This is a genomic window from Butyrivibrio sp., assembly GCF_017940685.1.
Classification (GTDB): Bacteria; Bacillota; Clostridia; order Lachnospirales; family Lachnospiraceae; genus Butyrivibrio.
Map to the genome: position 1 here is coordinate 1 of NZ_JAGAYD010000130.1, position 9,953 is coordinate 9,953.

General features: G+C 43.1%; 11 protein-coding genes. 10 read left to right on the forward strand and 1 reads right to left on the reverse strand.

Annotation, left to right across the window (positions count from 1 at the left end; all coding sequences use genetic code 11):
- From J6I68_RS08365 to J6I68_RS08405, 9 genes are all read left to right on the forward strand, one after another.
- On the forward strand, window positions 1–381 hold a 381-nt coding region (locus J6I68_RS08365; protein ID WP_330622463.1), incomplete at its 5' end, for a glutamate ligase domain-containing protein.
- A 25-nt stretch (window positions 382–406) separates the two neighbouring features.
- Window positions 407–571: a hypothetical protein gene (locus J6I68_RS08370; protein ID WP_199712387.1), complete on the forward strand. Its 165-nt coding sequence runs from the start codon at window positions 407–409 to the stop codon at window positions 569–571.
- 2 nt (window positions 572–573) lie between these two features.
- Window positions 574–1,929, forward strand: coding sequence for a tetratricopeptide repeat protein (locus J6I68_RS08375; protein ID WP_292219516.1), 1,356 nt, complete (start codon window positions 574–576; stop codon window positions 1,927–1,929).
- A gap of 106 nt (window positions 1,930–2,035) precedes the next feature.
- On the forward strand, window positions 2,036–3,286 hold the full coding sequence (locus J6I68_RS08380) for an MBOAT family O-acyltransferase (protein WP_292219518.1): 1,251 nt from the start codon (window positions 2,036–2,038) through the stop codon (window positions 3,284–3,286).
- Window positions 3,287–3,342: 56 nt separating this feature from the next.
- Window positions 3,343–4,311: a GDSL-type esterase/lipase family protein gene (locus J6I68_RS08385; protein WP_292219520.1), complete on the forward strand. Its 969-nt coding sequence runs from the start codon at window positions 3,343–3,345 to the stop codon at window positions 4,309–4,311.
- Between the two features lie 4 nt (window positions 4,312–4,315).
- Complete coding sequence (locus J6I68_RS08390) at window positions 4,316–4,558, forward strand: hypothetical protein (RefSeq protein ID WP_292219523.1); 243 nt, start codon at window positions 4,316–4,318, stop codon at window positions 4,556–4,558.
- 111 nt (window positions 4,559–4,669) lie between these two features.
- Window positions 4,670–5,044: a RidA family protein gene (locus tag J6I68_RS08395; RefSeq protein WP_292203598.1), complete on the forward strand. Its 375-nt coding sequence runs from the start codon at window positions 4,670–4,672 to the stop codon at window positions 5,042–5,044.
- Window positions 5,045–5,088: 44 nt separating this feature from the next.
- Entirely contained in the window at window positions 5,089–6,141 is a 1,053-nt protein-coding gene (locus tag J6I68_RS08400; protein ID WP_292219526.1) for a tetratricopeptide repeat protein, read from the forward strand.
- A gap of 39 nt (window positions 6,142–6,180) precedes the next feature.
- Window positions 6,181–6,936, forward strand: coding sequence for an SDR family NAD(P)-dependent oxidoreductase (locus J6I68_RS08405; RefSeq protein WP_292219532.1), 756 nt, complete (start codon window positions 6,181–6,183; stop codon window positions 6,934–6,936).
- A 121-nt stretch (window positions 6,937–7,057) separates the two neighbouring features.
- On the opposite strand, the gene J6I68_RS08410 is transcribed toward J6I68_RS08405, so the two are convergent.
- Window positions 7,058–7,660 (reverse strand): TetR/AcrR family transcriptional regulator, encoded by a 603-nt coding sequence (locus J6I68_RS08410; protein WP_292219535.1) that lies wholly within the window; start codon window positions 7,658–7,660, stop codon window positions 7,058–7,060.
- A gap of 237 nt (window positions 7,661–7,897) precedes the next feature.
- Between J6I68_RS08410 and J6I68_RS08415 the strand changes: the two genes are divergently transcribed.
- Window positions 7,898–9,953, forward strand: a 2,056-nt coding sequence (locus J6I68_RS08415; protein ID WP_292219537.1) for an efflux RND transporter permease subunit, incomplete at its 3' end; no start/stop codon positions are given.

Below are 9,953 nucleotides of genomic sequence, written 5' to 3' on the forward strand. Positions count from 1 at the left end.
GATGGTGCACATAACATTGATGGAATACAGGCTTTTCTCGACAGTGTTTCAAGGATATCCTGTGAAGGCAAGAAACATCTGGTGTTTGGTATTATGTCGGACAAGCTCTACAAGGATATCATCAGTATGATATTAAAGAGCAGGCTCTTTGACTCCATATATGTTACTATCCTTGAATCTGACAGATCAGTATCCATGTCAGATCTTAAGATCGCCTTTGAGGACAGCAAGGATGAACTTGGGATCATTGGTCTTCCGATCAAATACTACAGCAATGTAAGAGATTGCATAACGGATGTTATTACAATGAGAAAGTCCGGCGACTGCGTATTTGCCGCAGGTTCTTTATACCTGGTGGGACAGATTAAGTCAGCCATATGACCATATTGATTAAGTGAGGTTACAGATGCTTAATTTTGAAGAGGAACTTAAAAAGTTCAAACCAAGTCTTGAAATAGAAGACGCTGAAGAAATCATATACAATCAGGATCTGGATGATATGTCAGATGTCCTTGTTAAGCTTCTTAAGGACGCCAAGGACGAAGCTGATTCTGCAAAGAGGACTAGGTGATCATGGCAAAGACCAAGGACAGGCTGGCTAGCCTTTCTAATAGATTTTATAATGAGGGCCTTGAGAAAGCTTCTGTTCGCGATATGACAGGGGCAATTAATTCACTTAGGGACAGCCTCAAGTTTAATAAGAACAATATTGATGCCAGAAATCTTCTGGGACTTATCTACTACGAGACAGGAGAAGTAGTTCCTGCTCTTTCAGAGTGGGTAATCAGTAAGAATCTCAAGGCTGAGGACAATATAGCTGACAGCTATATGGACATGGTAAGAAACAATCCATCAGAGCTTGAGACCATCAATCAGACCATCAAGAAGTTTAATATTGCTCTGAATTACTGTCATCAGGACAGCCTTGATCTGGCAGTTATTCAGCTTAAGAAGGTGCTTTCTTTAAACTCCAAGTTTATTAAAGCCCATCTTTTGCTTGCACTTTTATATCTAAAAAATGGCAACTGGGACAGAGCTAAGATCGAATCCCAGAAGGCTCTTAAGCTTGACTCAGGATCAGTCCTTGCTAAGCGTTACTTAAAGGAAGCAGACAGTATGCTCCTTCCCGGAGAGAGCGGCAAACTTGTTTCTGATGTGGCTGCAGCTGAGAGCGACGACGTCATCAGATACAACAGCGGCAATGAGATGATCATCCAGCCTATCAAGAAGTCTGCAATCTCAAGATCCAACTCCATCTGGGGCATTCTTCTTGGAATAGTTTTAGGTGTTGCAGTAGCATGCTTTTTGATACTGCCTCAGCGTGTGCAGAGCATCAATTCCAGCAATCAGGAAAAGATTGCCAAGATCAGCGAGGAGTCAGATGCCAAGTCCGCTCAGATCGTGGAGCAGGAGCAGCAGATTACCAAGCTTCAGCAGCAGATAGAGACACTTAGCGCTCAGGTTACAGACTACGAGGGCGTTGATTCAACTTCAGCAGCTATGAACAGCCTTATGAAGGCCGTTGACTTATACATGGAAGATTCATCAGATATAGAGGGAATGGCTGATGCTATGTCAGGACTTGACCTTGACGCTATAAGCGGCGATGTTTCACCTGAGTTTACTGCTCTCTATGACATGCTCATGACCAAGGTAGGACCTGAGCTTGCTACTTCTTACTACAATACTGGTTACGATGCCTACAAGGCTGAGAACTACGAGGTGGCCATCACTAACCTTTCAAAGGCTTACCAGTATGACAACACCAACGTCAATACTCTGTATTATCTTGGCAATGCATATTATGCCAATAATGATTTGGATAAGGCAAAAGAAGTGTTCGACGCAGTAATTACTAATTTCCCTAATACTCAGTCTGCATCTGCAGCTGAGACGAAACTTGCGGAGATCAATAATTCAAATGGTTAACTTTTCAGACCTTAACTTTATATTTAGGTTTTTGCCTATATTTCTGATAGCATTTTACATTACACCTATTAGGTTTAGAACATGGACTCTTTTTTTAGGGAGTCTTTTGTTTTATGCAGTGGGAGACATCAGGATGCTGCCAGCTCTTTTGGCTGCCATAATCGTCAACTTCCTGTTTGGCAAGGCTCAGTTTGCGGAAAAGAGCAAGTCCCTGCTTTTCTTTATTCTTGCCATTGATGCAGGAATGCTGGTGGAATTCAAGATCCTGGGCCAGTTTGTAAACAGCTCTTTATTGCCGATCGGCATCAGCTTCTATATTTTCAAAATGATATCCTACCAGATGGACGTCTATAGTGGGAAAATCGATAAGGACGCACGTTTTATCGATGTTGCCACTTACTTTTCCATGTTCCCACAGATAGTTTCAGGCCCTATCATGAGGTATGAGAAGTTCCTGGAAAACCCTATGCTGGATGAAAGCGCGGGCAGGGACAAGAGTATCTTTGCCCATATTGAGGACGGGCTTAGATATTTTGTTATTGGACTTGCCATGAAGGTACTCATAGCAGATCATCTTTCCATGCTGTGGCACGATATAGGAACCATCGGCTATGAGAGTATATCAACACCACTTGCATGGCTTGGCGCCTACGCTTATACCCTGGAGCTTTACTTTGATTTCTGGGGCTATTCACTGATGGCAGGTGGAATAGGTGTTATGATAGGCTTTCCTTTTATCGTTAACTTTGATCACCCTTACGGATCCTTTAGCGTATCTGAGTTTTACAGAAGATGGCATGCAACCTTAGGATCATGGTTTCGTGATTATATTTATTTTCCGCTTGGAGGCAGCAGGAAGGGAAGTGCAAGAACTGTCTTTAACCTTCTTGTCGTTTGGCTCATAACAGGCTTTTGGCATGGGATCACCCCAAACTTTATACTTTGGGGCATCGTGTTGTTTGTTATAATAGTCTGCGAAAAGTATCTGGTGTTCAAGGTGCTTCCAGAAAAGCTGGGAAAGGTCATTGGTAAGATCAATGTTCTTGTTCTTATTCCTCTTACATGGGTGATCTTTGCCATAACAGATTTTGATATGCTGGCAATGTACTTTTCAAGGCTGTTCCCATTCTTTGGGCAGGGAATTGCTGTTAACGACAATGACTTTTTCAAGAACATCGGTGTTTACTGGATGGTTCTTTTACCGGGGCTTGTGCTTCTGATTCCCAAGGTGTTTGAATTCTGGGAGAACAGAAGGGGCCACGTTGTGTTTAATATCATCTGGATACTGCTATTCTGGTTCTGTATTTACAGCATCTCCGGGGCAGCAGGCAATCCATTTATGTATTTTAGATTTTGAAACGGTAGTGTGTTATGAAGTTTTTGAAGGAGTGTCCAATTTTAATAGGGATTATAGTGATAGCTGTGATTCTCACAGTTATCTCTTTTGTCTGCAGGGGCTCTGTCTACGAGGACTATGCTGATGAGGCAGATCCTGCAAAGGTTCCTGCTCTTGCAGTTGTGTTTAAGGCTGCCAGGGATCAGGTTTTCCCCTGGAGCGGTACCTCAGGCGATGAGACTGCTTCTGTGGACGGAACAGATGCAATTCAGGGCGGTGATGGCACGGATGCTGATGTTATTACTGAAGAGGGCGATGTTACAGCTGAGGGCCAGGCTGATGAAGCCGCAGATGACACTGATCAGGGTGCGTCCTGGCTATATGGGGATGTTTACGGGGATGTTTCTGACAATGACGTATCGGGAAATGAGGCAGAACCTGAGACCTACGAGTTTACTGAGGTTGATGACGATTACTTTACGGATGCGCTGTTTATTGGAGATTCAAGAACTGTTGGACTTTCTGAGTACTGCGAGCCTTTGGATGAGAAAGCAACATTCTATTCGAAGGTATCCCTTACCATCTATACTGTGATGGACAAGGAGTTCGTTAAGACAGATGAGGGCAAGATCAGCGTTGATGCTGCTCTTAGAGAAAATCAGTTCGGCAAGATCTACATAATGCTGGGACTTAATGAGATTGGAACCGGAGATACCGAGTATTTCATTAACGCCTACGAAGAGGTAATTGACAGGATCGTGGAACTTCAGCCAGATGCCATCATCTACATCCAGGGCATCATGCATGTAACAGCTGAAAAGGCTAATGGCGATAAGAACTTTAATAACGAAAAGATCAACGAAAGAAATGAAGCTCTTGCTCAGCTTGCGGACCAGAAAAAGATATTTTATATCGACATGAATGAAGCGGTGGACGACGAGGATGGAAACCTCGATAAGTCTCTTTCCTTCGACGGAGTTCACCTTAAAGCTTCCTCTTACGAGAGATGGTATGAATTTTTACTTCATAATGCCATAGTGAGGTGATAAAATGGCTAGAGAGATGACTTTTAAGATGGAAAGACCGGGACTCCTTAAAGAGGGAGACAAGGTTACAGTTACAGAGGGTGTTCTTCCCAGTAACTATTACTATACCATCGATCCATCCCTTGCTATGTCTGGTAACTTCCCCTTCAGGGAGAGGATGCTTGAGAGAGAGGGCGTCGTTACCAAGGTAGAGGAAAACGCAAGGGGATTTTATGTGACAGCAGTTTTTGGTGAGCAGAGCACTTGACGAGGTACTATCGAGTCTAGTGCGAGCCATGGGTGTGCACTTGACGAGGTATTGTCGAGTTTAGTGCAGCATCCCAAGAGTAGAGCACTTGATTATTAAGGAGGATTAAAAATGGAGTACATTCACACAGACAAGGCACCACAGGCAATTGGACCATATTCACAGGCTATCAAGGCAGGAGATTTCCTCTATGCTTCAGGACAGATCCCGATCAACCCTGAGGATGGCGAGATTGAGGCTACTACTATAGCTGATCAGGCTGACAGAGTCTGCAGAAATATCGGAGAGATCCTCCATGCAGCAGGAACAGATTTTGACCACGTAGTCAAGACAACATGCTTCCTTGATGAGATGAGCGATTTTGCTGCATTTAATGCAGTTTATGAGAAATACTTTACAAGTAAGCCTGCACGTAGCTGCGTTGCAGTTCAGCAGCTTCCAAGAAACGTCCTTTGCGAAGTAGAGGTTATAGCATATCTCAAGTAATATTGGGCTCTCAGCCTTAATGATCTTTTACTTGGGGGTATTTAATGAAAAGAGTTTTAGCTATTGCATTGGCTGCTTCCATCTGCCTTTCTATGGCAGGATGCGGGTCACTTGCAGGAAGGCACAACATAGATTCTGGCTTTAGCTATATCGACAGCCATGAGTATCAGAATGCCTTGGAGAGTTTTGATGCTGCTCTTGAAAATGGGGAAGATCAGTGTCTTATACACAGAGGTAAGGGAATTGCATATCTTCGCTCTGGGGAGTATGAGCAGGCGGCGGATGAACTTCTTTTGTCCCTGTCATGCGATGAGGGAATAGTTGATGACATGGACTTTGACACCAACTATTACCTGGCAGAGGCTTACCTTGGCCTTTCTGAGTATAACAAGGCAAAAGAGGTATATGACGCAATACTGGCTCTTCGCAGCAAGGACAGTAATGCTTATTATCTTCGCGGTATTGCAGAGCTTGCTTCTGGGAACCACGATGGGGGATATTCTGATTTTACCAAGGCAATAGCACTTAACGCCAAGGATTATTCCATGATCATCATGATATACAAGGCTCTCGATGAGTATGGTTACAGCGATGAGGCCACAGGGATACTTCAGACTGCCATGTCTGGAGGCAGTGATTTTATGACCAATTTTGAGAAAGGTCAGATCTCTTTTTACCTGGGTAATAACGCTGAAGCCCAGAGCTATCTTGAGGCCGCAAGGAACGAGAGAGATCAGGAAAAAGAGCCTGTTGTTATAATGCTTGGTCAGACAGGTGAAAAGCAGGGGGACTACAACTACGCCATCAGCGTTTACAGAAACTATCTGTCAGAAAACCCTGACAGCGCTCTTGTGTACAACCAGCTGGGTATGTGTCAGATAAGACAGGGGGATTACCAGTCGGCTGTGTCCTCTTTTGAGTCAGGAATTGCTTTAGACGACAAGGAGATGAATCAGGCACTTATGCTCAATCAGATAACTGCCTATGAATACATGGGTGAGTTTCAGGTGGCAGCGGGAATGATGGAGGATTATCTTGCTACTTATCCAGAGGATAAGGAAGCGCAGAGGGAGAATATCTTCCTATCCACAAGATAGGGTGATAAATAAAAAACTATATAAATGGAGGGTATTTAAATGGCAAAGACAGCAATTATCACTGGCGGATCCAGAGGTATTGGAGAGGCTATGGCACTCAAGCTGGGGGAACTTGGTTACAATGTAGTTATCAACTACAGAAGCGAGTCTTCCAAGTCACTTTCTGACAATCTTGCAGCTAAGATCAGTGAGCAGTATGGGGTTGAGACTCTTGTTGTAAGAGCAGATGTCAGCAAGTATGAAGATTGTGAAACATTGGTAAAAGAAGCAGTTGCTAAGTTTGGCGATAAGATCGATGTTCTTGTTAACAACGCAGGTATCACCAATAACTGCAACTTCGTTGATATCACAAAAGAGAGCTACACAAACCTTATCAACACAAACCTTTTAAGTGCACTTCACATGACACACCTTGTACTTCCTTACATGGTTAATCATGCAACCAAGGATGAGCAGTGCTCAATTGTTAACACATCATCCATCGGCGGACTTATTGGCGTTATCAATCAGGCTGATTACTGTGCATCCAAGGCTGGTCTTATCGGCTTTACAAGAGCTATAGCTTTAGAGTTTGCTGCTAAGGGAATTCGCTGCAACGCTATCGCGCCTGGCATGATCATGACTGACATGCTTCGCGGCGTTAACCAGGACGAGCTCAACGCTCTTGCAGCTACTATTCCTCAGGGCTTCATCGGCGACACATCAGCTATCGCTGGCGCTCTTGGATACATCCTTACAGCTTCATACCTCACCGGACAGGTTATCTCACCTAACGGCGGTATCGTTCAGCAGTAATAATTTGTATTGGCTTTCCCCGGTTCTTAATTGAACCGGGGATTTTTTGTGACAAGACACGGGGACGGTTCTAGTGACTCATTGTACACAATGAGTCACTAGAACCGTCCCCGTGTCTTGTTTAGTCTTCGGTATATTGTGCGATTATCTGTCTGACAGTCTGCTCAAGATGAGGCTTAAGATCATTGAGGGATACCGGATCGTCGTACATGATGGAGCTGTAGCCGGTAGATCCGATAAGTTCGATGATAAGGAAGAGCATTACCTCAGGATCTTTGATCTTGCCGCCTGCATCCTCAATCATCTGGTTATACACGGCGCCAAAGTCTACGTCGGTATCAGCCAGTGGATTGGTGAGAGCTCTTTTAAATACTGCCCAGGAAAGGTCCTTGTAGATAAATGCAAGGAGACCCTTGTTGGTAGCAAGTTCATCAAGGACATAGTTCATTATAAAAATGATCTTATCCTCAAAATCCTCAATGCCTTCTTTTTCCATGGCGTCGTAGGCCTGCATGAACAGCTGACTGGACTTGTGGGCGATAAGCCTGTTCCTTATGTCATATTTATCCTTAAAATAAAGATAGAAAGTGCCCTTGGCTACGCCGGCTCTTTCTACAATATCTGAGATGGAAGTCTTGTTGATGCCCTTTGAGGTGAATAGTTCAAAGGAAGTATTTAACAGATTTTCCATCTTTATTTTTTTGTTCTGATCTGCTTTTCCCATTTCTTATTCCTATCCTTCAATTTAATTGTATCATACTTGTTTTAAATGCAGTAAACAAGGGTGAAAACTCAATTTTTGAAAATGTTTTCCGAAAATATTGACCATTGGTCATTTATGTGTTATACCATAATAAGAAAATGACCAAAAGTCAATAATATATTTCTAATTAGCTAAGGCTAACTGAAACAAATTATCAGAATCTCGTAAAAAATGCACGGGTTCTGGAGGAGGAAGGTTATGAACAAGCTTTCACATTTGATTGTAAAGCTAAGATATGCGATTTTAATTGCAGCAATCGCATTACTTGTTCCATCTGCAATTGGCTATTTCAATACGAGAGTCAATTACGATATCCTTACATATCTGCCTAAGGATATTGAGACAATGCAGGGACAGGACATACTGCTTGATCAGTTTGGAACTGGATCCTTTGTCCTGTATGTTGCAGAGGGAATGGAAGAAAAAGATGTTTCAAAATTAAAGGAAAATATTGAAAATGTGGATCATGTGGCAAAGGTTCTCTGGTATGATTCAATCCTGGATATCAGGATTCCAATGGAGATGATACCGGATGAGGTGTACGAAGCTTTTAACAGCGGCGATGCCACAATGATGTTTGTTATCTTTGATGACGGCACAAGTGCTGATGGCACAATGGAAGCTATTGAAGAGATCAGACGTATCTCCAATAAGCAGTGCTTCATGAGTGGCATGAGCGCCATTGTTACAGATACTAAGAACCTGGCTATGAAGGAAACACCTATATATGTAGGAATTGCAGTACTTCTTGCGGTTATAGTTCTTTCACTGACAATGGATTCCTACCTGATACCGCTGTTCTTCCTTTTGAGTATAGGAATGGCGATTGTTTATAACATGGGAACCAACGTGTTTAAAGGAGAGATCTCTTTTATCACCCAGTCCCTGAGCGCGGTACTGCAGCTTGGTGTCACCCTGGACTACTCGATCTTTTTGTGGCACAGCTACCAGGAGGAGCTTGAGAAAAATGATGACAAGAGGGACGCCATGGCAAATGCCATTTCAGCAACCTTCCAGTCAGTAATAGGTAGCTCCATCACCACCGTTGCAGGTTTCGTTGCTCTTTGCTTTATGAGCTTTACACTGGGCCTTGATCTTGGTGTTGTAATGGCCAAGGGTGTTATCTTTGGAGTTATCGGATGCGTAACGATCCTGCCAAGTATGATCCTTGTGTTTGATAACCTCATTGAAAAGACCAAGCACAAACCGCTGATGCCTGAGTTTGTAAGGCTCCCTAAGTTTATATCCAAGTATTATTTAGTATTTTTTGCATTGTTCCTCGCTATTTTGGGACCAGCAATTTATGGAAACAACCACACATCTGTATATTACGACCTGACACAGACGCTTCCGGATTCACTTGAGAGCGTACAGGGTGCCAACGAGGTTGATGAGAAGTTTGAGATGAACTCAGCTTACATGCTCCTTGTTGATAAGAACCTGGACACAGCCTCAATGACAGAGATGATAAAAGAACTTAAAGAGACAGATGGCATCATCTCAGTTCTTGGAACAGATTCGATCCTTGGACCATCTTTCCCAAGGGAATTCGTTCCTGAAGACCTTATGTCAGACCTTGAAAGCGATGAGTGGAAAATGGTGATGCTGACCACTGATTATAAGATCGCTTCAGATGAGATAAATGATCAGATTGCCAAGGTTGATTCCATAGTAAAGAGCTATGACCCCAAGGCTATGGTTGTAGGCGAGGCTCCTTGCACCAAGGACTTAATTAATATTACAGATCACGACTTCCAGGTTGTTAATTTAGTTTCAATAGGGCTTGTGTTCCTGATCATCGCATTTGTACTTAAATCAGTATCACTGCCATTTATCCTGGTTGCAGTTATTGAGTTCGCGATCTTTGTAAATATGGGACTTCCTTACTACACAGGAACTGTTATTCCATTTATTTCCTCAGTAGTTATAGGAACTATCCAGCTGGGTGCCACAGTTGACTATGCGATCCTGATGACAACAAGGTACCTGAATGAAAGAAATTCAGGCCACACCAAGAAAGAAGCTACGCTGATAGCTCTTTCTACCAGCATGAAATCAGTAATAGTCAGTGCCCTTAGCTTCTTTGCAGCAACCTTCGGTGTTGGACTTATATCCAGTATCGATATGATCGGTTCACTGTGCATGCTTATGGCAAGGGGCGCCATCATCAGTATGTTCACAGTTCTTTTGGTACTGCCTTCAATGTATATGCTCTTTGATGGCCTGATCATGAGAACAACATTTGGAATGAAAA